General features: G+C 61.3%; 26 protein-coding genes. 18 read left to right on the top strand and 8 right to left on the bottom strand.

Translation table 11 applies throughout. The features are described 5' to 3' along the window. Positions 1–6: 6 nt before the first annotated feature. Positions 7–531 (top strand): KH domain-containing protein, encoded by a 525-nt coding sequence (locus tag TNEU_RS04265; RefSeq protein ID WP_148682338.1) that lies wholly within the window; start codon positions 7–9, stop codon positions 529–531. Here the strand turns inward: TNEU_RS04265 and TNEU_RS04260 are convergent. Beyond that, the gene (locus TNEU_RS04260) at positions 528–1196 is read right to left on the bottom strand and encodes a 30S ribosomal protein S3ae (RefSeq protein WP_012350207.1); all 669 of its coding nucleotides are present in this window, start codon (positions 1194–1196) and stop codon (positions 528–530) included. The two genes, TNEU_RS04265 and TNEU_RS04260, sit on opposite strands and share 4 nt — an antisense overlap. A 115-nt stretch (positions 1197–1311) precedes the next feature. Between TNEU_RS04260 and TNEU_RS04255 the strand changes: the two genes are divergently transcribed. The 4 genes from TNEU_RS04255 to TNEU_RS04240 are packed head-to-tail and all read left to right on the top strand — an operon-like array spanning position 1312 to position 3091. Beyond that, positions 1312–1815 carry an Lrp/AsnC family transcriptional regulator gene (locus TNEU_RS04255; RefSeq protein ID WP_012350206.1) on the top strand — a complete coding sequence of 168 codons (504 nt, stop codon included), beginning with the start codon at positions 1312–1314 and terminating at the stop codon, positions 1813–1815. 34 nt (positions 1816–1849) lie between these two features. Further along, entirely contained in the window at positions 1850–2149 is a 300-nt protein-coding gene (locus tag TNEU_RS04250) for a hypothetical protein (protein ID WP_012350205.1), read from the top strand. Between the two features lie 28 nt (positions 2150–2177). Next, entirely contained in the window at positions 2178–2435 is a 258-nt protein-coding gene (locus TNEU_RS04245) for an Lrp/AsnC family transcriptional regulator (protein ID WP_012350204.1), read from the top strand. Beyond that, complete coding sequence (locus TNEU_RS04240; protein WP_012350203.1) at positions 2435–3091, top strand: class II glutamine amidotransferase; 657 nt, start codon at positions 2435–2437, stop codon at positions 3089–3091. Before TNEU_RS04245 ends, TNEU_RS04240 begins: the two co-directional genes overlap by 1 nt. Here TNEU_RS04240 and TNEU_RS04235 read toward each other — a convergent pair. Then, positions 3086–4087 carry a hypothetical protein gene (locus tag TNEU_RS04235; protein ID WP_012350202.1) on the bottom strand — a complete coding sequence of 334 codons (1002 nt, stop codon included), beginning with the start codon at positions 4085–4087 and terminating at the stop codon, positions 3086–3088. The two genes, TNEU_RS04240 and TNEU_RS04235, sit on opposite strands and share 6 nt — an antisense overlap. A 45-nt stretch (positions 4088–4132) precedes the next feature. On the opposite strand from TNEU_RS04235, the gene TNEU_RS04230 reads away from it, so the two are divergent. Beyond that, positions 4133–5377 carry a molybdopterin molybdotransferase MoeA gene (locus tag TNEU_RS04230; protein WP_148682337.1) on the top strand — a complete coding sequence of 415 codons (1245 nt, stop codon included), beginning with the start codon at positions 4133–4135 and terminating at the stop codon, positions 5375–5377. On the opposite strand, the gene TNEU_RS04225 is transcribed toward TNEU_RS04230, so the two are convergent. Both TNEU_RS04225 and TNEU_RS04220 read right to left on the bottom strand, forming a co-directional pair. After that, positions 5361–7274: a molybdopterin biosynthesis protein gene (locus TNEU_RS04225; RefSeq protein WP_012350200.1), complete on the bottom strand. Its 1914-nt coding sequence runs from the start codon at positions 7272–7274 to the stop codon at positions 5361–5363. The genes TNEU_RS04230 and TNEU_RS04225 overlap by 17 nt on opposite strands. Continuing rightward, entirely contained in the window at positions 7271–7576 is a 306-nt protein-coding gene (locus TNEU_RS04220; protein WP_012350199.1) for a hypothetical protein, read from the bottom strand. The genes TNEU_RS04225 and TNEU_RS04220 overlap by 4 nt, the downstream gene beginning before the upstream one ends. Positions 7577–7710: 134 nt before the next feature. On the opposite strand from TNEU_RS04220, the gene TNEU_RS04215 reads away from it, so the two are divergent. The 8 genes from TNEU_RS04215 to TNEU_RS04185 all read left to right on the top strand — a co-directional run bounded on the left by TNEU_RS04215 (position 7711) and on the right by TNEU_RS04185 (position 12856). Beyond that, positions 7711–8751, top strand: a complete 1041-nt coding sequence (locus tag TNEU_RS04215) for a zinc metalloprotease HtpX (protein WP_148682336.1) — start codon at positions 7711–7713, stop codon at positions 8749–8751. Positions 8752–8773: 22 nt separating this feature from the next. Further along, a complete protein-coding gene (locus TNEU_RS04210) occupies positions 8774–9202 on the top strand; it encodes a hypothetical protein (protein ID WP_012350197.1) in 429 nt (142 codons plus the stop codon). 40 nt (positions 9203–9242) lie between these two features. Further along, a complete protein-coding gene (locus tag TNEU_RS10235; RefSeq protein ID WP_187146744.1) occupies positions 9243–9413 on the top strand; it encodes a hypothetical protein in 171 nt (56 codons plus the stop codon). After that, on the top strand, positions 9413–10213 hold the full coding sequence (gene mobA, locus TNEU_RS04205) for a molybdenum cofactor guanylyltransferase (protein WP_012350195.1): 801 nt from the start codon (positions 9413–9415) through the stop codon (positions 10211–10213). Before TNEU_RS10235 ends, mobA begins: the two co-directional genes overlap by 1 nt. Positions 10214–10298: 85 nt before the next feature. After that, a complete protein-coding gene (locus tag TNEU_RS04200; protein WP_012350194.1) occupies positions 10299–10508 on the top strand; it encodes a hypothetical protein in 210 nt (69 codons plus the stop codon). A 14-nt stretch (positions 10509–10522) separates the two neighbouring features. Continuing rightward, entirely contained in the window at positions 10523–11362 is an 840-nt protein-coding gene (locus TNEU_RS04195; protein WP_012350193.1) for a hypothetical protein, read from the top strand. Continuing rightward, positions 11355–12509, top strand: coding sequence for a pyridoxal-phosphate-dependent aminotransferase family protein (locus TNEU_RS04190; RefSeq protein ID WP_012350192.1), 1155 nt, complete (start codon positions 11355–11357; stop codon positions 12507–12509). Before TNEU_RS04195 ends, TNEU_RS04190 begins: the two co-directional genes overlap by 8 nt. After that, positions 12509–12856 carry a HEPN domain-containing protein gene (locus TNEU_RS04185; RefSeq protein WP_012350191.1) on the top strand — a complete coding sequence of 116 codons (348 nt, stop codon included), beginning with the start codon at positions 12509–12511 and terminating at the stop codon, positions 12854–12856. The genes TNEU_RS04190 and TNEU_RS04185 overlap by 1 nt, the downstream gene beginning before the upstream one ends. On the opposite strand, the gene TNEU_RS04180 is transcribed toward TNEU_RS04185, so the two are convergent. After that, positions 12846–13823 carry an isocitrate/isopropylmalate dehydrogenase family protein gene (locus TNEU_RS04180; protein ID WP_012350190.1) on the bottom strand — a complete coding sequence of 326 codons (978 nt, stop codon included), beginning with the start codon at positions 13821–13823 and terminating at the stop codon, positions 12846–12848. The genes TNEU_RS04185 and TNEU_RS04180 overlap by 11 nt on opposite strands. Positions 13824–13925: 102 nt before the next feature. Continuing rightward, on the bottom strand, positions 13926–15044 hold the full coding sequence (locus TNEU_RS04175; RefSeq protein WP_012350189.1) for a homocitrate synthase family protein: 1119 nt from the start codon (positions 15042–15044) through the stop codon (positions 13926–13928). Between the two features lie 89 nt (positions 15045–15133). On the opposite strand from TNEU_RS04175, the gene TNEU_RS04170 reads away from it, so the two are divergent. Genes TNEU_RS04170 through TNEU_RS04160 form a run of 3 tightly spaced genes read left to right on the top strand, consistent with a single transcriptional unit; the run spans position 15134 to position 19479 of the window. Next, a complete protein-coding gene (locus tag TNEU_RS04170; RefSeq protein WP_012350188.1) occupies positions 15134–15622 on the top strand; it encodes a 3-isopropylmalate dehydratase small subunit in 489 nt (162 codons plus the stop codon). 41 nt (positions 15623–15663) lie between these two features. Beyond that, complete coding sequence (locus tag TNEU_RS04165) at positions 15664–17370, top strand: GltB/FmdC/FwdC-like GXGXG domain-containing protein (RefSeq protein ID WP_012350187.1); 1707 nt, start codon at positions 15664–15666, stop codon at positions 17368–17370. 51 nt (positions 17371–17421) lie between these two features. Next, a complete protein-coding gene (locus TNEU_RS04160) occupies positions 17422–19479 on the top strand; it encodes a glutamate synthase-related protein (protein ID WP_148682335.1) in 2058 nt (685 codons plus the stop codon). Positions 19480–19486: 7 nt separating this feature from the next. Here TNEU_RS04160 and TNEU_RS04155 read toward each other — a convergent pair whose 3' ends face one another. Beyond that, a complete protein-coding gene (locus TNEU_RS04155; protein WP_012350185.1) occupies positions 19487–19945 on the bottom strand; it encodes an archaemetzincin family Zn-dependent metalloprotease in 459 nt (152 codons plus the stop codon). Next, positions 19942–21708: a phosphoadenosine phosphosulfate reductase domain-containing protein gene (locus TNEU_RS04150; RefSeq protein WP_012350184.1), complete on the bottom strand. Its 1767-nt coding sequence runs from the start codon at positions 21706–21708 to the stop codon at positions 19942–19944. The genes TNEU_RS04155 and TNEU_RS04150 overlap by 4 nt, the downstream gene beginning before the upstream one ends. 104 nt (positions 21709–21812) lie before the next feature. On the opposite strand from TNEU_RS04150, the gene lysS reads away from it, so the two are divergent. Continuing rightward, the gene (gene lysS / locus TNEU_RS04145) at positions 21813–23207 is read left to right on the top strand and encodes a homocitrate synthase (protein ID WP_148682486.1); all 1395 of its coding nucleotides are present in this window, start codon (positions 21813–21815) and stop codon (positions 23205–23207) included. Positions 23208–23280: the final 73 nt, after the last annotated feature.

Genomic DNA, 23280 nt, shown 5'->3' with positions numbered 1-23280 from the left:
GGAGACGTGGCTTCGGAGTACCTCAGGGGGGAGATACTGCAGCCCGTCGAGGAGAAGAGGGTGAAGGCCGCTAGGGAGTTCGCCAGACTCGCCGACGGGAGGTGGGGGGCGCGGGTGGAGGTGGACGAGCGGGGCCTCTACATCAAGATACAGCCGGGCCCCGGCGCCACGGTAGACGCCGTGTTGAAGCTTAGGGAGATGGCCAAGGCCGTGGCGCTCGGCTTCACCCCCGAGCAGGCCCTGCTCCTCGAAAACGACGACTACGCCCTAGCGGTCGTGGACTTGAAGGAGTACACAGATAAGCCAAACCACCTGAGACGGATAAAGGGGAGGATAATAGGGGAGGAGGGCCGCGCGAGGCGCACAATCGAGAACCTGGCAGAGGTGCACATGGTGGTGGGCGACAGCTACGTGGCAATCTTGGGGAAGCTAGAGGACGTGGAGATAGCCAAGAGAGCCGTGGAGATGCTGATCGAGGGGAAGAAACACAGCACTGTGTATAGGTATATACAGAACGCGAAAGGCCGTTAAGACGCGGCTACCTCCTCAGCCGCCACCTCCCGCACGGCGGTCTGCTCCTCCTCGGGCGGGTACCTCAACACCTTTATCTTAGCCACCTCCACCTTCCTAAGAGGCGCTATCTTCTTCCCGGCAACAAACAGCTCAGCCGCCAGCGAGCCCTCCAGCACCTCCTTCAGGAACTGGCCTACGTCGGAGTCGGAAGCCTTCCTAGATAACGCCTCGGCAACCCTCTTCCTAATGGCGGACTTCTGGGCGGTCCCTATCCTATGCGCAGTCACAGCCAAGATGGAGATCCTCATGACCCACCCGTCTTTCGTCTTCACATCCACTATGGCGGAAACCTTGCTTGTGCCCTTCCTCACAAGCGACCTCACGTAGTCCCTCGTCAGCTCCAGCCCCTTGAACCTGGTAGCGGCCTTGAGGCCGTCCACCCTATGGATCTGGAACCTCAGCTTTATGGGGAGGTGGGAGATGTCCTTGGTTATATCGTAGAGAGAAACCTCGATGGTTCTCAAGAGGAGCTTCTGCGCCTCGGCGGCGGGCACCTCCGCCAGAGCTACACCGCCGAGGTAAGACGGGGCGTACACTGTGTACCACTTCTTCAAAGCCCACGGATCCCTCTTGGAAATGGCGACCTTCTCCTGTTTAGCAACCGCTTTCTGCTTCTCCGCCATTGAAGAGGCCAACACGTGGCTCAATATAAATTTTCCGCCCCCTGCGCTCTCCCACGCCAGTGGCGGGCGGAGCCGGTCAGATGGACGGTTTATAAATACAACATAGTTCTGGGACGTGGATGAGACAGACAGGAGACTGCTGGTTCTCCTCCAGGAGGACGCCAAAAAGACGCTTCATGAGCTGAGCGAGGAGTTGGGGAAGCCCAAGACCACCATCGCCGCGCGGGTTAAAAGGCTTGAGAACGATGGCGTTATAATCGGCTACAAAGCCGTGGTGAACCCCTTCGCGATAGGGTACAAGCTCCTCGCCTTCGTCCTAGTGAGCGTTAGGAGGGGCGTCGCGGCTAGGGAATCCAAGCCCCTCCAACAGGAGGTGGCCGAGAAGATCTTGGCGGAGTGCACGGGGGAGAGGGGGATGCCCTTTGTGGAAGAGGCCTACATAATAACCGGGCCGTACGACCTTCTGTTTAAGGTCTGGGCGAGGGACATAAAGCAGCTCTCCACCTTCCTCGTGGCGTACCTCGCCTCCAACCCAGACATCCAGCGCACCGAGACGCTTATTGTGCTAGAGATCGTGGACGACTGGCGTAAACGCGTGATGCCTCCCTCGACCCCCTAGGCCAAGATTTTTATACGGGTCTAAGTGTTGGCACGTGAGCAGAAGACGCAAGATGTACTACTACGAGGAAACCCCCATAGGCCCCATAAGCAGAACCCCCGTCGAGACCAAGGTGTTTAAATACGTCGACTGCTCCGTGGTTGAGAAAAACGCCACCTCCCTGACGGCTATGTGTAAGCCCAACACCCTCATAAAGGTATACAGGGGTGAGGGGGAGGGGGGAGAATACGTGGTGGAGTTCACGGACACAGACACGGGCTTGACCGAGAAACACCGCGTTGACCTCTCCACTGCGGTTCTGGTGAGGAGGTACCTGGAGTCCAAGAGCAGATAACTTTAATAACTAGGCGCAATTAGAGATTATGGAAGCGATCGTGTTTCTAAACGTAGATATAGGGTCTGAGGATAGGGTTATGGAGGAGCTGGCCTCTATACCCGAGGTGAAGGCAGTTTACTTCGTCTACGGCCCCTACGACATTGTGGTAAAGATCGACGCCCCCGACATAGACAAGGTGAGGAGCATCGTGAGAGAGAGGGTGAGGAAGATAGAGGGGATTAGGTCGACGACAACCCTAATCGTGGCTAAGTCCCACACCAAGTCGGCGCCTCCCCGCGCCTAGTGTGTAGGTTCTACATCTCGAAGGGGCCCATAGATCTTTCCAGGGCTCTTAAGCTAGCCGCTAAACACGACCCGTACAAACAAGGCGATAGGCAACACGGCGACGGCTGGGGCTTCGTGGCGGCCTCCCCCACCGACTTCCTCCTCTACAAATCCGCTAAGCCGGCTTGGGAGGACCCCACCGAGGTGCCCCTCCGCGACGCAGTGCTGGCGCACGCCAGAGCCGCCTCCCCCAACGAGCCGAGGGGCGCCGCACACGCCCACCCGTACCTCGTATACGCCGACGGCGGCGAGGCGCTTTTCGTCGCACACAACGGCTCTGTGGACAAGTGGGCTATGGCGGGGGAGGTGGGCGTAGACCCCACGCGCTACACGGACAGCCACATCCTCGCCCTCTTCCTAGCCAAGAGGTGGAGCACACCCGCCAAAGCCTTCGAGGAGGCCCTGCGCTACGTGAAGACAGCTCTCAACGTGGCCGTGCTGGAGTTTCCAAGCCTCAGGGGCCACGTATATACATACTACAGAGGGCCTAGGGAGTACTACGCCCTCTATCTTCTGGAGGCGGGGGGCGCAAGGGCGGTGGTCTCCTCGACGCTTATGCGCCACGTGGATCTGCCCGGTAGAGAGCTGGAAAACGGGACCTATCTAACCCTATAGCTCCACCTCAGACACCGAGAACCCCACGCTGTATAAAACATCTACGACGTATTCCAGAAACTTGGGCGGGGGGGTTGGTTTGACCACCTCGGCCTCTCCGCCCTTCACGAAGACAACCCCCGTCCTCACCCTAGGCGGCTCCGCCGGCCTCCTCCCCTCCACCACCACCACGAGGTTGTGCATCCTCCAGAGCCTCCTGGCGTATGAAAGCCAGGGGCATACGGCGACGACGCCGCTTTTCTCAGCGGTGCCGTCTACCGATAGGTACTGAAGCCCGCACCTGTGTTCCCTGCTGAACTCATACTCGCCGTGTAGGGAGAGGGCTCTGGCGAGGGTCTCGGCCCTCCGCTCCTTGATCTGGAGGAGGGCCTCCAGAAGCTCGTCTTGGGAGGCGGCTGGGTTCACCACCAGCCCAACGCCGCTTTTATACATGGCCAATCTGCCCACCCTCAGCTCGGCCGGCGGATCCCCGTAGAAGAGGCGGTGGAGCTCTTCGTCGAATTCGCCGGTTAGTAGCCCCTCTAGAAACGCCATAGCTGCTCCATCTCCCACCTCCATCTCCTCGACGAGGTTCAGCCCGGCGTGGGGGGCCCGCGAGGCTAGAGCTATCAGGAGCTTGGCTAAATACGGCGGAGCCGCCGCGACTTCGTCGTCGAAGTGTATCACTAGGCCCCACCTCAAAAGCCTCTCCAGGCTACCCGGCCGGCCTAGGAGCTCGAGCCCCAGCTCCAGCTCCTTCTCTAGGGAGAGGTTGCGTCCATATGCGGCGTATATAGTTGCGGTTTCTACGTCGTCTATCCTTGACTCCACAAGCTTCGCCAGGAGATCCGCGTTTTTCTCAGCCGCCTCCACGTCGGCCTCGGACGCCCCCTCCGAGGCCTTCCACATATCTCTCCAGGATGCGCCGTACCTCAGCATGAAGTCTCTAGCTAGGGTTTCCTCGGACCCCCTAAACACAGCCCTGTGGTACCTAGCCTCCAACACCTGCGGATCCACGTCACAACCCTGCAACTTATTTAAATGCAGAGGCCCGCGGCATACGTGAGAGGCTTCAAAACCCTGACCCCCATCGCGGAGGCGCAGAGGATCTTCCTAGCCGCCTTGACCCACACGCCTGGCGAGGAGGCGGTGCCTACGCCGCAGGCCGTAGGGCGCTACGCCTCTAGAGACGTGGTATCTCCCGTCGACGTTCCCCCCTTCGACAGAGCGGCTTTCGACGGCTACGCCGTAAGATCCGCCGACACAGTCGGGGCCTCCCGGACGAACCCGGCCCTCCTTAGAATCGTCGGGAAGGCGTTGCCGGGCGCCCCCTACGGCGGCGAGGTCGGCCCAGGCGAGGCCGTCGAAGTCGCCACCGGCGCCCCGCTCCCCCGGGGCGCAGACGCGGTTGTGCCGTATGAGGAGGCGGCGGCGCGCGGCGGACAGCTGGAGGTTTACAAGGCCGTGCCTCAGTTCTACTACGTCTCTAGGAGGGGGGAGGACGTAGCCGCCGGCGAGGTGGTAGTTAGGCGGGGGAGGAGGATTAAGCCTTGGGACGTAGGCGTCTTGGCCTCCGTGGGGGTGAAGGCCGTATACGTCTATAGGCTCACCGCCGCGTTGATATCCACCGGCAACGAGCTGGTGGAGCTGGAGGAGGCGCCGCCTCCGCCGGGGAAGGTGGTAAACAGCACGCGCCACGTAGTCGCGGCCATGTTGAGGGAGCTCGGCGTCGAAGTTCACTACCTCGGCGTTGTGCCCGACGACGAGGAGGCGATATATAGAGCCGTCGCGGAGGCTCTACGCCGCTTCGACCTAGTTATAACGACGGGCGGGGTGTCGGTGGGCGAGCCCGACTACGTCGTAAAAGCCGTCTCCCGGCTTAAGCCAGAGGCTTTTGTCCACGGCATAGCGGCGAGGCCCGGAAGGCCCAACAGCGCCGCGGTGGTGGGCGGCAAGGCGGTGGTGATGCTGTCCGGCTTCCCCGTGGCGTCTGTGGTGGGTTTCGAGGTCTTCGTCAAACCCGCCGTGCTGAAGATGGTGGGTGGGAGGGAGGAGCCTCTGCCCGTGGCCAAAGCCGTCTTAACCAGGAGGGTGACGACGCCTATAAACGTCAGGAGCTACGTCCGCGTGAGGGTGTACAAGCGGGGCGGGAGGCTGTACGCAGAGCCTCTAGCCGTCACGGGGAGCGGCGTGCTCTCCACCTTGACGAGGGGCAACGGGCTGTTGATCGTGCCGGAGAGCCGGGAGGGCTACGACGAGGGTGAGGAGGTGGAGGTGGCCCTCCTGGGGCCTATCGAAGAAGCTTAACCCTCCCCGACCACTCGTACCTCCTGTACCCCCGCGGCAGATCGCTGAGCAGCTCAGCCGCGATCTCAAGCGCCTTCTCCAAAGCCCCCCTCTTCACCACCAAGTCGTACTGCTCCCAGCCCAGCGGTATGAACTCAAGGCCGTACAGCTCAGCCGCGTACCTCACGCCGACTCCAACGTCGGCTCTCCCCTGGGCTACCGCGGCCGCCACGGCCGTGTGGGTTTTAACCTCGTGGGTGTAGCCCCTTATCTTCGCCGCCGCCTCCTCAAGGGTAAGCCCGAGCCTCCTCGCCGCCTCCCCCAGGAGCATGTCCAAAAGCGCTCTGGTCCCCGTGCCCCTAGGCCTGTTTACGAACACGACGTCGGGCCTGAGGAGGTCCTCAACCCCCCTCACGCCCTTGGGGTTCCCCCTCTGCACCATCAGCCCCTGCTCCCGCTCGTAAAGCCCCACCACAGCGACGTCTCTTATATCGAGCTTTTCCACAAACGGCGTGTTGTAGAGCCCGCTCCCCGGGTCGAACACGTGCACCCCTGCCATATCGGCCTCGCCGCGTTTAACCGCCATGAGACCCCCCATCGACCCGACGTAGACGGCCTTTATGTTGCGCCTAGCCAGCGCCGCGTCGAGATGGGGGTCGTGGCTGCCGATGAAGTAGAACTCCGCCGGCCTATATTTCTCGAAAAGCCTCACCTCCACCTCCTCCCCCTCGGCCAAGAACTCCACGTTCTCCGGCACCACGACGTATCCGTCCGCCCTCGCCAACACAGATATAGCGCCGGACTCTGCGTATAGGGGATACGCCCTGTAGCTCCCTCCCCTCCCCACTAGCACGACGGGGTAGAGGGCACGCCGCCCCTTCGCCCCCTCGACTCCAACAGCCAAGGAGGCTTTCACGGCGGCAGGGGGGTCGGGCTCTAGGCACTGTAGCTTCAGTAGGAAGGGCCTCACCACCGTGTGGAATATCATCAAGGCGGAGGAGGGGTAGCCCGGGAGGCCGACTACGATCTTTCCGCCCACCGCGGCGGCCAGGGTGGGCTTCCCCGGCTTAACCATTATGCCGTGGAACAGCACCTCCCCCATCTCCCCTAGGACCCTGTACGTCAAATCGGCTACCCCAGCCGATGTCCCGCCGCTTATCAACACGACGTCTGACGAAGAGAGGGCGGCCTCCAAGGCCCTTCTGTACTCCCCAGCGTCGTCTCTCACAATTCCCACGAGCTCCGGCACGCCCCCGGCCTCCGCCACAGACGCCGCGAGCGCATAGCTGTTGACGTCGTAGAGCTTCCCAACCCCCAGCGGAGCGCCCGGCGGCGCCAGCTCGTTGCCAGTCGAGATGATGGCCACCCGGGGTCTCCTCAAAACCTGGACCGTCTTTACCCCGAGGGCGGCCAATACGCCGATCTCCCTGGCGGTTAGTCTGGTGCACCTCCTCAGGGCCACCTCCCCCGCAGATATATCCGACCCGGCGGACATGACGTTCTCCCCCGGCGCGACGGATCGGAAGATCTTCACAACGCCGTCTCTCTCCTGCGTATACTCCACCATAACCACCGCGTTTGCGCCCCGGGGGAGCGGGGCGCCGGTGGCCACCTCGACGGCCTCGCCCTGCCTCACCTCGACGTTGGGCCAACCGCCCGCCTCCACCCGGCCCACCACCTTGAGCTCGACCGGCGTGAGCTCCGAGGCGCCGTAGGTGGACTCGGCCACCACCGCATAGCCATCCACGGTGGATCTATCGAAGGGGGGCACGTCCACCTGCGCCACCACATCTCTTGAGAGGACGCGGCCGTAGGCCTCAGCTATGTCCACCTCCTCAGAGCCAAGAGGCTTGGCGAACTTGAGCAGTGCAGACGAAGCCTCCTCCAGCGTGACGAGGTTGTGGAAGATTACCCTCATCTCGCCACGTTGGACAGCTCCCTCTCCAGGAGGGAGGCCACGCCCTCCTCGACGTACCTCCTCACCTTCTCCTCTAGGTCAGACGGCAACCTCTCCAGGGGGGAGCCTCTGCAGTCCACGTACACGAGCTTGACGGCTATCTGGAAGCCCTCCCCTTTAAACCTGGTTTTTACAAAGCCGAACAGCCAGTCGTCCCCCACCCTAACCTTAAACACCTTTATGGATCTCCTCAGCGAGGCGAGGGCCCCGAGGGCCTTCCTCCTCGCAACCTTCTCTGCCGTTTCCACATCTACGCAGGCCATGCCCCACGCTCCTCATGTATATATATTGCTATCCCCCTAGATTTGTGACGAAAGTCCCCGTGTCTGACGGGTGAGGAGTTCACGTACCGGCTGAAACCGGGAAAAGCTTTTATACGGCTATGCAAAGGCGTGACATGTTCCCCCTGTTTGACCCGGTAGCGATGGGCCTATACGTCCTGGGGTACATACTCATGATTGTAGTGGCGGCGACGGTGGCCCCCAAGCTCGCCGCATCCGTCTCAGGGCGCTTCACCCTATACGGCGCCATGGCGCTGACCGGCGTCCTCATAGTTTTAACGACGGCGTTTGTGATATACCTAATAGCCACCACGGCGCTTCCAGCCCTCAGAGGCTACGGCTGGGGCTTCCTCCTCGGCATGATATTCTTCGTGGTGTTGATGAACGTGCTGACGTACCTCGCCTCGCCGTTTCTGATAAACGCCACATACGGGGCTCGGCCAGACGAGCGGCTTCAGCAGATTGTAGACGGGGTGGCGGCCAGGCTTGGGGCGCCCTTCAAGCTAAAGGCCGTGGTGGTCGACGGCCCGCCCAACGCCTTCGCCTACGGCAACTTCCTCACCGGGAGATACGTGGCGGTGACCAGCGGAATGCTGGCCTTGACAGACAGGAGGGAGCTAGAGGCCGTCATCGGCCACGAGATCGGCCACCACCTCCACAGGGACAACGCGCTCATGTTGCTATTCGGCGTTCTGCCCTCGATACTGTACTACCTCGGCGTGGCGTCGGTCCAAGCGGCAATGTCTTCAAACAACAGAAACAGTAGCCCGGCCGCGCTCGCCGCCGTGGGGATTCTGGCCGTGGTGGTGTCCTTCCTCGTACAGCTTCTCGTGCTCGCCTTCAGCAGGCTGAGGGAGTACTACGCCGACACCGCTGGGGCGAAGGCGGCGGGGAAGGAGGCTATGCAGTTCGCCCTGGCTAAGATCCACAAGTACTACTTCGCCAACCCGGAGGTGCGGGAGGCTGTCCAGAGCGACAAGTTCAGAGCGCTGTTTATATACGCCCTTGTAAACGCCGTGGCCAACCCCTTCGTCACTGTCACAAAAAGCGACGTGGAGGCCATAAAGAGGGCCGGCTACTCGGCGTTTGAGGAGGTCTTCTCGACCCACCCGCCCATACCCAAGAGGCTGAGGTTCCTCGACCAGCTGGAGATTTAAGGAAAAAACGCGTTTTTCCCCCGTGAAACGCATCTCTCTTAGGATCACACACGCCAGCTACGGAGACGAGGAGCTCCTCTCCGACTTCCTCGTCTCGCTGGGCGGCGTATACAACGTGTATAAAGACGGCGATGTTTTAACAATCGAGGCGGAGGACTCCACGCCTGAGGCCGAGGTTGTGAGGAGGGTTCTAGACCTCGGGTACGAGGTCGTCCTCCCCCACTTCGTCTTCAAGGCCGCGCCTAACCTAGACGAGAGGGAGGTGGCCAGGAGGCTTCTCCAGAGCGGCTTGGCCGTGGCCGCGGAGTACTACCCCAGGACCGGCCGCGGCGTCTTGATCGCGGCCCCAAACGCGACCCGTGAGGACGTTGAGCGGCTTCTTAGGGGGGCGGTGGGGCGGGCCGAGGTGGAGTCGGAGTACGTGTATCCAGTTAGAATGTCCTTTGGCTAAATTACCTGTTTGGGATATATAGATGCTGCCTCTCGCGGCCATGCCCACGGTCTTCGTCAAGCCCGGGAGGGTCTACATCGCGGTTTCTGAGGAGGATCTAGACCTCGTGGAGGAGGGGTGGGAGCCAGTGGCTAGGTTTAAAAACGCGGCCATCGCCTTCAGAGCCGCGCGGTGGTACGCCGACAGGTTCGAGTACGTCCTAGAGTGGTGATGGGCGGCGCCGTGTTGGTGGTGCTGGCGGGGGGCCTCTCGAGCAGATTCGGGAGGGATAAGTGCACCTACGTATACGGGGGCCGCCGCCTCATCGACTACGTAATCGAGGCGGGTAGGCCAGTGGCTGGGCGGGTGGCGATCGCCGCGGGGCGCAACGCGGCGCTGTACCCCGGGGAGGAGGTGGTTGAGGACAGCCCCAGGTTCTCCGGCCCTTTGGCCGCCGTGGACTCGGCGGTCTATAGATACGAGGGACCTCTCCTGTTTGCGCCCTGCGATACGCCTTTTCTAAAGCCAGCGGCGTTTGAGGGGCTACTCGCGGCGAGGTCCCCCCTTGCGGTGTGGGTCTACCCCAGCGGCAGGGTGGAGTCGGCTGTTTTCAAGGCGGAGGCCAAGGCGGCGAGGCCCATCTTAGACCTCCTGGCGCGGTTTGGGAGAGGACGTATAGACGACCTCTTTAGGGTTGGCGAAACGGCGTTTTTATCCATGGAGAGACACGGGGTGGATCCGGCGTGGTTTATAAATGTGAACAAGCCCGCCGATCTAGAGGCAAGCGCCGCCGTGGTGAAACGCCGCATATACGCCGAGGACAACGTGGTCAGTTGGGAGGAGCCGCCTCTGGTCAAGTGGCTGATGGGCGGGGGCTTGGACCCGCTGAGGCGGGAGCTTCTGCGCTATCTAGAGCTTGGCTTGTTCTCCATGGCGGCCCACGTGGCTAAGGATCTATCGCGGTTTATCCCGGCTTACGAGGCTCTTGCGGAGGCTCTGTATGAGGCGTCCGGCGTAGAGAAGGCGCGGTAGGAGTTAACAGAAAGTTTTGACATACTTAGGGGATAGTTGTAAGCTGTATTACCTGGGGGTTATAAAGACGTAGACGTATACGTACATGTTCCGCGTCTACATAAACCCCAAGGAGGAGAGGGTCCTCGTGACAAAGCTCAGAGTAGCCGGCGAGGGGTGGGTCCTCGTGACGAAATACGCGACGTGGGAGAAGGCCTACAGGAAAGCCCTCTATATAGCCAACAAGCTGGACTACGTCCTGGAGTGGTTTCTAGAGGACCAGATCGAGGAGGCTCTACAAGTTTTTAAAAACTAGCCAACGGCCTTCCGATGCGCACAACAGCGCTGCTCCTCCTTGCGGCTCTCCTCGCCACCGCGGGCTACATCGACAGAGCCTCCATATCTCTTAGGCAGTGCCTATGCATGGCGCCCCAGTGGCTCTACCTAGACGTGTACGCCCACGTGTGGGGGCCGCCTGCGGATATCAAGCTGTATTGGTACGACGGGGGGTGGAGGGGGCCGTGCGACGTGGGGAGGGGCGTGGAGGCGTACAACATATGTTCTGTGCCCTACGGCGCCTCAGCTGTGGCGCTGGCCTTGTACGAGGGGGGCAGGGAGGTGGATAGAATCGAGGTGTGGGGGGTGAAGCCGGGGAACTACACCTGCTCCGCGGCGCCAGATCTACGCGTCCTAAATAGGACTACCTCGGCCTACCCCCCACTCGTCGTTGTTACGCTGAGGAGCACGGCGATGGGGACCCTCGCCGTCTACTTCCAAACGGCCAACTTCACCGCGGCTAGAGCGCTGTCTATAAGGGGCTTAAACCCCTGCGACGACTACGTCGTCAAGCTCTACTACTACGGCGTAAGCACGCCCTGGCGTATAAGAGCCGAGGGGAACTACACCCCCGTCGCCACAGTGACCCATACAGCCACTGTGACGGCCACGGTCACGACTCCCGTGACTGTTACATACACCACTGCGTATACCTCCACGGCGACTGCGACGGTGACGGCTAGAGAAACCGCCACCGTGACTCAGGTCTACACCGTCACTGAGTACGTCAGGGAGGTGGACCCCAGAAGCGTCTTCCTTGCATTTCTAGGCGTTGGGATGCTGGCTCTGGCACTTATCTTTTTTATACTAGCTGACCGTAGGAGGCGTGTATAGGAGATATGGAGAGAGGAGGGTTCTAACGCCCGGCCCCACGGCCCTCCCCCAGTGGGTCCGAGAGGCTTTAGCCAAAGAGACCACAAACCCCGACCTGGACCCCCAGTTCTTCCAGCTGTACCAAGATGCCGTGGACATGCTTAAGCGCTTGATTGGCACGGAGCGGGGCGCCCTCTACATATGGGCCGGCGAGGCCATGTTGGGGCTGGAGGCGGCTGTCGCCAACGCCGTTAAGCCCGGCACGAAGGTTCTGGTGGTCGACAACGGGGTGTACGGCTCCGGCTTCGCGGAGCTTGTGAAGATGTACGGAGGCCGGCCGGTGGCCATGGGGCTAGACTGGAGGCGGGCCGCCGACCCCGCCGCGGTGGAGAGAGCACTAGAGAGGGAGAAGGACGTGGAGGTGGTTACGCTTGTACACTGCGACACCCCCTCCGCAGTCTACAACGGCTTGGAGGAGGTCGCCAAAATTGTCTCAAGCCGCGGGGCCCTCCTCATAGTGGACGCGGTTTCCTCAATCGGGGCCGATAGGCTCGAGTTCGACGGTTGGGGGGTCGGCGTGATGATAGGGGGGTCGCAGAAGGCGCTCAACGCGCCCCCAGGCCTCACGATAATGGCGGTCAGCAGAGCGGCTCTCGACAGGTCGAGGGAGGTGGGGAGGGGGAGCTACTACATGAGCTACGAGGTGTGGGAGGAGTGGCTCGGCAGAGGGGGCTTCCCATACACCATGCCGGATGTGCTGGTCTACGCCCTGAGGGAGAGCCTCAGGAGGATACACGAGGAGGGCTTGCCGTCTGTCTTCCAGAGGCATAGGGCGGCGAGGGAGGCCGTTCGTAGAGGGCTAGCCGCCATGGGGCTTGAGCTGTATCCGGCGTGCGCCGAGTGTAACTGCCCAACTGCGACGGCTTTTAAACCGCCGGTCCCACCCGCCGAGCTACGTAGAGTTGCGTGGGAGAAATACGGCGTGTTGATAGCTGGGAGCTGGGGCCCGCTGGAGGGCCAGCTGGCGAGGATCGGCCACATGGGCGTGCAGGCATCTCTCGACTACGTGACCACGGCGCTGGCCGCCGTCGGCGCAAGCCTGAGGGACCTCGGCGTCTCCGTCGACGTTGGAAAAGCGCTGGAGGCGGCGGTGGAGGCCTTTAGGTGATGGAGCGGATCCTGGGGATACACCTGGAGTGGTACCGCCGCCACATTTCACACATGGCGCTGGCCCTCGAGGCCTTGGAAGACGGCGATAGCCAAGCCGCGTGCTACCACTCCTACCAAGCGGTGTCCACTCTGCTCAGCGGGGTCTTGGGTCTAGATCCCTACAGCCCCGGCCCCGTGGTGAAGACGATCGGCTCTATGCTCAAATCCGCCGTGGAGATCTTGCCCCCCGGCGCAGAGTCGTGCGCCTCCGCCCTAGAGCGCCAGTACTACGGGGGTCAAGAAGGGGAGATCTGCGTGAGATGCGCCGAGTTGCTCACAGACCTGATTCACCAAGTCATAAAATAGAGGCTATGTACCTCCCCACCTCCGCTGTCTTGCTGTTGCCCCCGATATCTGGCGTTTTAACCCCCTGCAGTATGCTCCTCTCCACAGCCGACCTAATTGCCTGCGCGGCGTCGCTCCTCCCCAGCCACTCAAACATCATCGCCGCGGAGAGGATCGTGGCGATGGGGTTGGCTATGCCTCTGCCGGCTATGTCGAAGGCGGCGCCGTGTACAGGCTCAAACATGGCTTTGCCATCGCCGAGGTTGCCGCTGGGGGCTAGGCCGAGCCCCCCGGCGACTTGAGCCGCTAGATCCGTCAAGATATCCCCGTACTGGTTGGTGGTGAGCACTACGTCGAAGCGGAGCGGGTTTCTCACGAGCTCCATAGCAGCCGCGTCTACGTACATTTGGTCAACCTCGAGACCCTTGAGCTCCTCCAGCGCCACGTCTCTAAAGAAGGCGTCCACCACCCTGAGGACGTTGGCCTTGTGGACCACGGTTACCTTGCGCTTCCTCATCTCGGCGTAGCGCCTCGCCACCCTGGCCACCCGCCTCGTCCCAACGCCGGTGATGACCTTCAGAGCAATCGCCACATCCCCCACCTTGTACTCAGCCCCCACGTACACATCCTCCACGTTTTCCCTGACAAACACGCAGTCTATGTCTCTAACGGCCGGGACCCCGGGGAGGTTTTTCACAGGGCGTATGTTCGCGTAGAGGACGTACCTCATCCTTATAAGCGACGTGACGTCGTATGCAGACTCCCCAATCGGCCCTTTGAAGATCACGTCGGACGCGTCGGCGAGCTTTAGAGTCTCCGGTGGCATGGCAACGCCGTATTTCCTAAGCGCGGCGTCCCCAGCCTCCGCCGTCTTAACCTCAAGATCTACGCCGTATTTCGCCGCCGCCGCGTTAATTACGTAGAGAGCCGCCTCGACCACCTCGGGACCAATCCCGTCGCCCGGGATAACCAACACCTTATACGGCATAGCGGTCTAACTACCCCCCTTTATAAGCAATAAACCCACATCCAGCGACGCTGGGGCCAACTGCGGGGCGGTTTAAAATAGCGACGTTTATGCCGCGAAATGCTACCTCCTCCTCTGCCAGTCCGCGACTATTTCCCTTAGTACGTTTTCATCTATTTTTACCTTTTTTATGGAGATCTCCTTCACCGCGTTTAAGACGTGGCTTATGAGGTCCTCTGTCGGCTGCACGCCTATGTTCTTCAGCGCCCACTCCACCGCGTGCCGGCCCGAGTGCTTGCCCAGGACTATCCTCCGTCTGTTGCCCACGTCTTCGGGTCTCATGGGCTCGTAGGTGAATGGGTTGTTTAACACGCCGTGTACATGTATCCCTGCTTCGTGGCTGAAGGCGTTTTCGCCGACGACCGCCTTATTGGGCGGGACCGGTATGCCGAAGAGCTTAGACACCAGCTGGGAGAGCTCGTACAGCTTCTCCATCTTTATGTTGGTTTTCATGCCGAGTAGGTAGTGCGCCGCCGCCACGACCTCCTCCAGCGCCGCGTTTCCAGCCCTTTCGCCGAAGCCGTTGACCACCACCTGCGCCACCTCTGCCCCGTTTTCTATAGCCGATATCGTGTTGGCGACGGCCATCCCGAAGTCGTCGTGGCAGTGGACGTGTATGGGGACCGGCGGGATCCTCTCCCTAATGTAGCGGATTAGGTAGGCCATCCTGCTGGGCGTCATAACGCCGACTGTGTCGGGGACGTTTATCTCGTCTGCGCCGGCGTCCACGGCTGTTCTATAGGCCTTGACTAGGAAGTCAAGGTCGCTCCTCGTGGCGTCCTCGGCGCTGAACAGCACTCTCACGCCGTAGGACTTCGCATAGGAGACGACCTCCCCAATCTTCTGCAACGCCTCGTCTCTGGTGATGCCCAACTTGTACTTAAGGTGTATGTCGGAGGTGGCGATGAAAACATGTATCATGTCGACGTCTGCCGAAGCCGCCGCGTCTACATCCGATTTGTTCAACCTGGCGAGGCTGGCTATAGACGCCCTCGACGTCTCCTTCGCGATGTTCTTAATGGCGGTACGCTCCTCGTTTGAGACGGCGGCGAAGCCGGCCTCTATTATGTCCACCCCTATTTCGTCTAGGGCCAGGGCGATCTGCAACTTCTCCTCGGGGGCTAGGGCGACCCCCGCCATCTGCTCCCCATCTCTCAACGTGGTGTCGAAGATCTTCACCACCCGAGCCCCGATACCATAGGCCGCTTTTTACCCCCTCTATTTAAGCTTTTCACTCAACGTATATATATGCCAAAGATCGGCTGCTCTCCGTGAAGGTCAGGGGAAAGGCGATAGTGTACGGGGATAAGATAGATACAGACGTGATAATTCCAGCTAAATACCTAGTATACACCGACCCGGCTGTGCTCGGCCAACACGCCATGGAGCCCCTTGACCCGGAGTTCCCAAAGAAGGCCAAGGGGGCGGTGTTGGTGGCAGGCCGCGCCTTCGGAATGGGGTCGTCAAGGGAGCAGGCGGCGATTGCCTTAAAAGGCGCCGGCGTCCTCGCCGTGGTGGCGGAGAGCTTCGCACGGATATTTTTCAGAAACGCGATTAACGTGGGTCTCCCAGTCCTGCAGGTCCCCGACGTGACGAAGAGGGTGAGGGAGGGCGACGAGCTTGAGGTGGACATCGAGGGAGGGTACCTACTGAATCTGACGACGGGGGAGAGGCTGGAGGGGAAGCCTCTGAGGGGTCTCCCACTGGCTATTCTGAAGGCGGGCGGGCTGGTTAACTTCCTAAAGACGGCGGGTAGATAGGGCGCCGGAAACGCTTATTAATACGATCTATAGAGAGTCACATGTGCGGCATTTTTGGGGTATATAGCTTCGCCGGCGAATATATACCGGGGAAAGTGGCGATTAAGGCGCTTACGGCCATGAGGGAGCGAGGCACTAAACACGGCTCTGGGGTCGCCCTCCTCAGCCCCTCACCCCAGGTCCGCACGAAGTTTTTCACCTCCACTCCCCCAAGCGACGCCTCAGAGGTCTATAAACTACCCAGCGGCCTCTACGACGTTGTGAAATACGGAGACGTAGCCGCAGACGGCGTGGTGTACATGAGGAGCAGGTGGCTGGATGTGTACAAGGTGATCGGCTGGCCAGAGGCCCTCGACGAGCTTTACGGAGTCGGCGGGAAGAGCTCGCCCATTTGGATAGGCCACACTAGGTACCCCACGAACAGCCCCGGGGGCTTCCCCTACTACAGCCACCCCTTCTCAGTCGGCGACGTGGCCATTGTACACAACGGAGATCTCAGCTCCTATGGCTCAAACATAAACCTGCTCAAGTTCGGCTTCGGCTACGGGGGCTTCACCGGCAACGACAGCGAGGCCATAGCGTATCTTCTCTGGGAGCTGACGAAGAGGTACGGACCGGAGAAGGCCGTCGAGGAGCTGATGTATGGGAGAGAGGTCAGAGGCGCTAGGCTCGACGGTCCCTACGCCGTGGCCTTCATAATCGGAGGCCCTAAGCCCGTCTTCGGCGCCTTCGTGGACACCCAGCACTTCCGCCCCCTCTACGCGGGGCTCTCGGGCGATAGGCTCTACGTAGCCAGCGAGGCCGCCGCCATAAGGGCGGTGGCCGGCAACGGCGTGGAGATCTGGGCGTTGAGAGGCGGGGAGTACATAATAGCATCTGGGGGAGAGGTCTGGGGGGGGTTCAAGAAGAGGGCCGTGTATCCGGAGATCCCGCTGCCTCCGCCGGATGTCTTAGACGCCTCTGCATACGGCGTCCTCGACCTAGCACCGGAGGTGAGGAGACTGCTCCAGACCCGCGGCAGGGTGGACGTGGTCAACGTGGTGGGGCATAGGTATCTGGGCAACGGCATGGAGGGGGGAGTTCTTCGGGTGTGGGGGGTGGTAGGCAACGCCTCCGCAAACGTCATGAGCGGCGGGGAGTTCTACATATACGGCGACGCTCAGGAGGATCTAGGCGACGCCATGAACGGCGGGTTGATCGCCGTATATGGAAGCGTAGGCGACGCGGTGGGGCAGGCGAAGCGGGGCGGCGAGATCTACATATACGGCAACGCCAACAACAGAGCGGGGATCCAGCATAGAGGCGGCGTGTTGGTCATCGGGGGGTCCGCCGGGGATTACCTCGGCGAATACATGGGCGGCGGCGTGATACTCGTCCTCCGCCACACCTGGCAGGAGGAGGTGGGGCGTCGGATCGGGGCGGGGATGGTCGGCGGCGCCATATACATAAGAGGCGAGGTTGAGAGGGACAAGATCGGGGGTGGAGTAGACCACGAGAGGCTTGAGCGCTACATCAAGGCTTTGAAGGCCGCCGGCGTCGACATAGATGTGAAAAGGGCGTCTGAGGATCCGCATTTCCGGAGGATATTCTCGATGTACCACAGCGTCGAGGTTCGGGAGCTCACAGAGGAGGAGGTAAACGCCTTGAGGCCCTACGTCCAGCGTTTCAACGCCCTGTTTAACGAGGACGTTAAGATCGAGAGGGAGGTCTTCACAGTTGTGAAAGTGGCCGAGCTCCAGAAGGAGTAGCCCGCCGCGCGCGGGGGGAGTAAATTTATATTCGGAAAATAGAGTGCCGGAGTGCAACATATAGTGGTGCGGACATATATAGAGCCGGCGAAGCACCTAGTCCCCGAGTTCTGGGAAGAGGAGAAAATTAGGCTGATTAGGCGGATGGCCGAGACGGGGCAGCCGGCCTTGGAGGGGGTCACGCCGGCTAAGGTTGGAAGAATCCTCGACAGAGCCGTCTTCAAGGACCTAAGGCCGTCGGACCTCAAGGAGGCTTTGACGAAGGCGGATAAACTCGACGTAGATACGGGCATCGACTTCTTCGGAACCCGCCTCGAGATACCTATCTACGTCGGCGATATGTCCTTCGGCGCGTTGAGCGGGAACCCCAACATAGCTATCGCGAAGGCGGTTACCGAGGTGGGGGCCGTGGCCGGCATAGGGGAGGGAGGCCTCCACCCGGAGATCGCGAAGTACCGCAATATCGTGGTGCAGTGGGCCTCCGCCCGCTTTGGCATGGACATGGCCCTGCTGAGGGCGGGGCTTGCGGTGAACATCAAGATCGGCCAGGGCGCCAAGCCCGGCATCGGCGGCCATCTGCCCGGGAGGAAGGTGGTCGACATCATCGCCCAGCTTAGGAAGATACCGGTTGGGAGCGAGGCGCTTTCCCCAGCGCCGCACCACGACATATACTCCATCGAGGATCTGGCCCAGAGGGTTAAAGCCCTTAGGGATCTCACGGGGAAGCCCGTCCTCGTGAAGGTGGCCGCCGTCAACAAGATACACTTCGTGGCGGTGGGGGTTGGGAGATCCACCGCGGAGGGCATAATCATAGACGGGGCGGGGGCGGGGACCGGGGCGACGCCCATCGTGGCGAGGGATCACTTGGGCATACCGATAGACTACGCCGTGCCCGTGGTAGACATGTGGCTTAGGAGAGATGGGACTCGCGGGGGGCTGATCATGATAGCCGGCGGCATGTTGTACAGCCCGATGGACGTCGCGAAGATAGTGGCCATGGGGGCAGACATGGCCAACATGGGAACGGCGGCGTTGATGGCCATGGGGTGTATACTGTGCCACGCGTGCCACACCGGCGGCTGCCCCACGGCTTTGACAAACATGATAGGCTCTGGGAAAGTCCTAGACGTCGAGTGGGGGAGCCGGCTCCTCGCCAACTACCTCACCGCGGTTGGGAAAGGCCTCAAGGCCATCCTCTACGCCCTCGGCATGTCGAGCCTCAGGGAGCTGGTGGGTAGGAGGGACCTCCTGGAGGTCTACAACGTAGACGAGAAGGTGGCCGAGACCCTCGGCCTTGACCTAGCCCAGCCGGGGGACGTGGCTTGGCTGGACGGGACGGCGAGGGCGGTGGTGCAGAGGGAGTACTACGAGGAGGGGAGGCCGCCGATAATAGGGATGGGGGGCGTGGTGCCGGGGTACACAAGCCCCGCCAGGAGGCCTCTGGACCTCCTCCGCATAGAGGCGGCGCAGGTGACCCACCCGTCGGTGGATCCCTACAGGGAGGAGCTGGAGGTGGACGTGTGGATAGGCGGCGAGAGGTACTACACGCCTGTGGTTGTCCCAGCTATAGACGAGGCCGCTGTCTACGCAGCCGCGGCCCTCGGCGCGCCTATATACGGCGGGGACTGCCGCGGCTTCAGATGTATAAACGAGGGCGCTACGGTGGTGGCGCCTCAAGAGGCCGCGGAGGTGGACGGCGGCGTCGTGGTGATAGATGAGACAAAAGGCGGCGGGTTGCTGGAGGAGGCCGTGGCTCGGCTGGATCTCCAGCTGAGGAGGCGGGGGACGAGAGACAGGACCTACATAGTTGCGGTGGGGAGGCTGTACAACGGCGGGGATATATACAAGCTGGCCGCTCTAGGGGCCGACCTGGTGTGCCCCCTCGGCATATTTGAGCACGTCCACCAGAGGGTGCGAAACCTCGACCTGAGGTCTAGGATGGTGAAGTTCGAAAACGTGATCACGGCGTTGACAAAGGAGCTGAGGCTCCTCATGGGGGCAAACGGAGTTACGAACTACTTCCACACCCTAGTCGGCAACAGAGATCTGCTGAGGTCTCTAGACGGCAAGATAGCTCAGCGGCTGGGCGTAGAGGTGGCCGGCAGATAGCGCCTCCCTAGCCCCGGAGTTTTCTCCTGCAGGTCTCGCAGAAGTGCACCCCCTTCGCGTCGGTGTCGTATATGCTGTTGAAGTACATGACGCAACGGGGGTTGACGCAGTGGCCGAGACCGTAGAGGTGGCCGGCCTCGTGGGTTATTTCCTTAGCCAGCCTGCTCTCGAAGAGGGCTGGGCGCAACCTCGCCGTGAAGACCACGGCCGTCTTCAGCTCAGGAGCCGCTAGCCCAAACACGTAGTTGAAGCCGGGGTAGTAGCCGTCGCAGTCTAGGACGTACACCGCGGGTTTCTGGCCCCTCTGCGCCAGCTTCTTAACGGCCTCGTCTGCTCTACACTGGCCCCTTGACCTGTCTAGGAACTCCTCTATCTCCACCTCGGCCGTTTCCCAGACGGCGGCGAACTCGGGCACATCCACGGGCCTTATGTGGGACGGCGCGTATATGTAGAGGCGGGGCTTCATGCCCTGTAAACTAGGTACTGGGCGGCGGGGCACGCGGAGCTACAGAGGAGGCACCCGACGCACCTCTTCTCGTCTACCTCGAACCTCCTCCCCGGGCCTGTCCTCCTCAGCGCCCCCGTGGGGCACCAGTGGACGCATAGGTCGCAGTCGCCGCATATGGCGGCCCGCACCACGAGGGCGGCGGCGTCCAGCGCAAGCCGGGGGTCCTGTGCCGAGATCCTCCAGAGGCCTCCTCCCCCCTCCACCTTCACTGGGCTCTTCCTGCCGGCGGCCTTGTCCAGCATCTTCAGAAGCTCCGGCAGGGTGTGTGGGTCGGGCTCGGCGTCCATCTCCACCGCCACGCCGCCTTCGGTCTTTTTCACCCTAACTGGTAGCTCGGCCCCCCTCTCCCTCTTGACCCATCTGGCCATGTCCCCGGGTATCTTGCCGCGCCACCTCCACAAGCCCATCTTCACCTCCTCGTCGGAGAAGCGGCTCTTGAGCTCCACCTCCATCCTGCTGTATATCTCAGGGTAGCTGGAGGCCACCATGTCCAGCTCCGCCAGCTCGTTGGCTGGACACACGACGCAACCGAGTCTGTCGAAGCCGCGCTCGTAGGCGCGGTTGTAGGGGAGGCCGTTGAGGACGATGTAGAGCCACACCTCAAGCGCTGTCCAGCTCTGCAGAGGCGCCGCCACTATGGAGCCGGCCACCCACTTGCTCCGCGATACCCTAGGCGTTTTAGCTCTCTGGAACGACTCGGCGCCTCTCTGGCCCACGATGCTGACGTAGCCCTGGGGAAACCGGCTCTTGAGGGCCTCCGTGGTGGGGCCCAGCTTTATGACCTTACAACACCACCTGTAGTCCCTGGCCGGCGGCCCGAAGAGCTTTATAGCCTTCCAGAACCTATCGCCGGCGGACCCCACGACCACCTCTACGCCGTAGCGCTCCTCGATCTTCTTTATGTTTTCATAGGTCTCCGGCGGCTCCAGCCCCGTGTCGTTGAAAAACACGCTGAACTTCACGCCGCTTTTCGCCACTACGTCAAGAGCCACTAGGCTGTCTTTGCCGCCTGAGTAAGACACCACCACGGGCTTCCCGTACCTCTCAGCCACCTCTCGGACGAAGCGGACGGCCTCCTCCGCCAGCCTTTCTATATGTACCCTGTTTAGCTCAGCGGCCTCTCTTAAGCTGGACGGTCTGCCGGGCGGCAACGGGGGGCGGGCCCTCCACGACTTCACCACATGTAGCCGGCGGCCCCGAAACAGCTTGGCGACCCCGTGCACTCTGCCGTCTCTTGTGGAAATAGCCACGTGTCTATACTTCTCCGTGGGGAGGTTGCCCTCCACCACCCTCTCCGGATGTATGTCGTAGCCCTCCGGTAGCTCGGACATATCCACTACGGCCCAGTAGCCCCGCCTCTCCTTCAAGATCGTGGAGACCGCCTCGTACAGCGGCCTGAACCTCCACCGGCGCTCTAAGACGTCGTAGAACCTATGCCCCACCACCCTCCCCCTCACCACGACCTCGTCTGCCTGATCTGCGTAGCCGGGGATCTTGTTCAACAACACAACCTCGTCACTCGGTATCAGCGCAGCCCCAAGCCCCTCGTCCCCCAGCTCATACGCGACAGCCCGCCTTATCGATTCGATATCCTGCGGGAAAGCCGGCCTTGGGTCCGCCGGCTCCGTGATGTATACAGGCGTGAAGCTCCCGCATCTATCCGCGGCCGCCCTGGGGTCCAGCACCGGAAGATTCAGCTCTTCGCACCAGAAGAGGCGCACGGCTGTGTGGAGATGTGGAGAAATAAGCTTTGTCTCCACGTCGCCTAAAAGCTTATATACGGGTCTGTTGCGGGAGGCATGCGTTCGGGGAAAGAGGCCACCCGATAATCCTCGACTCAACCCTTAGAGAAGGCGAGCAGACGCCCGGCGTCGTGTTCTCCGAGGAGTGGCGTGTTAGAATCGCGAAGGCTCTGTCCGACATCGGCGTCGGCATGGTGGAGGTTGGGGATCCCAACGTCGCCCCCGATATAAAGTCCGCGATTAAGAAGATCGTCGGCCTTAAGAAGCAGGGCGAGATTAAGAGCGACATCGTGGTACACAGCAGAGCCGTAAAGCAGGACCTGGAGACGGCCGCCTCTCTTGAGCCGGACCGCGTCGCCGTGTTCTACGGCGTTAGTGATATACATCTCAAGTACAAGCACAAGAAGTCCAGGGAGGAGGCCCTCCAGATAATCGCGGAGATGGTGTCGCTGGTGAAATCCCACGGTGTGTCCGTGAGGTTCACAGCCGAAGACGCCTCGCGGGCCGACCTCGACTACCTAGTCGAGGTTGTCAAGACCGCCTACCAAGCAGGCGCCGACCGGGTGAGCATAGCGGATACCGTCGGCGTCTTCACGCCGGATCGCGCCAGGGAGGTCTTCGCGAAGATAAAGGCGGCTGTGCCGGGGGTGAAGCTGGACATCCACGCCCACAACGACTTCGGGATGGCCGTGGCCAACAGCTTGGCGGCTGTAGAAGGAGGGGCCGACGTGGTTCACACCACCGTAAACGGCCTTGGGGAGAGGGCTGGGATCACCCCGCTACAGGCCTTCGCAGCCGCCTACTACTACCACAAGGGCGTGAAGTTGATCAAACTTGAGAAGCTCCCCGAGATAACCGCCATGGTGGAGGCGGCCAGCGGCATAACCATCATGCCGACTTTCCCCATAGTCGGCGAAAACGTCTTCACGCACAAGGCAGGTGTCCACCAAGCCGGCGTAATCGCCAACCCGGAGACGTATGAGCCCATACCGCCGGAGGTGGTCGGCAGAACCCGGGACTTCTCTCTGGATAAATACAGCGGGAGGAGGGCCATACAGTACAGACTCGAGCGCATGGGCATCTCGGTGCCGCCCGAGGTGGTGGATAAGCTTGTGGAGGAGGTAAAGCGTATAAACGCGAGGAGGCTCAGAGACGACGACCTTCTGGAGATACTGGAGAAGATCACCAACACGGCATATAGGGCGAGGGTAAATAGGCACATCGAGGCCTACGTGTGGCTTAAGGTAGCCAACAACGTCTACACAACCTCCGTAGCCCGTAGAGTCGCAGCGATAAAAAACGTCGTGTCTGTGGCGGAGGTCACGGGAGACTACGACATAATCGTGAAGGTGGTGGCCGAAAACACGGAGGAGCTAAACCAAGTAATCGAAAGCATAAGAGAGGTGAAGGGAGTCCACTCCACCCTCACGAGCCTAGTGCTCAAGGAGTTGCCCACCAACGCGCCTCTGTCACAATAAGGCCGTAGTCGCGACGCACTCGCCGGTGCCCTCCTTTTAGGGACGTCTCCCACCCGGCGAAACTTTATAACGT

It is taken from the genome of Pyrobaculum neutrophilum V24Sta, assembly GCF_000019805.1.
Classification (GTDB): domain Archaea; phylum Thermoproteota; class Thermoprotei; order Thermoproteales; family Thermoproteaceae; genus Pyrobaculum; species Pyrobaculum neutrophilum.
This window is presented reverse-complemented; position numbering and strand designations above follow the sequence as displayed.